Origin of the sequence: Citrobacter sp. HN-141 (assembly GCF_033341895.1) — a bacterium.
In the GTDB taxonomy this organism is placed as follows: domain Bacteria; phylum Pseudomonadota; class Gammaproteobacteria; order Enterobacterales; family Enterobacteriaceae; genus Citrobacter.
In genome coordinates this window covers 1-323 of the sequence record NZ_JAWPBF010000070.1, presented here as the reverse complement: position 1 = coordinate 323, position 323 = coordinate 1, and the positions used below count along the sequence as shown (strand labels likewise).

The following is a 323-nucleotide window of genomic DNA, read 5'->3' as shown; positions in this document are numbered from 1 at the left end:
CGGGATTACTTTCCGCGCCATTCCTTTTCCACTTTATCCGCAAAAGCATCGCACTGCCGGGCATATTCCGGGTTATACAGAAGCTCCGACTGCGAAAGCTGCATGGCGGTCATGCTGCCGTTACGGGCATTTGATTCGAGCCAGGTTCTGCCATAGGTTTTGTTCATCACCTGAAGTACCCGGTTGAATACCGGTCCGTTGAAGCGGGCATTGAGATTAACGCCTTTTACCTGAAGGCCGCTGTCACTGGTCTGGGTCAGGCGGGTGGAGTACATCGCGCAGAAGGTCGAATTGGTAATCATCTGAGCGTCAGCCTGCTCGTC

1 protein-coding gene is annotated in these 323 nt (G+C 53.9%); it reads right to left on the bottom strand.

Translation table 11 applies throughout. From position 1 onward, the window contains the following. Window positions 1-5: 5 nt before the first annotated feature. A partial coding sequence (locus RYZ59_RS24620; RefSeq protein ID WP_318051116.1) for a hypothetical protein occupies window positions 6-323 on the bottom strand: 318 nt, incomplete at its 5' end.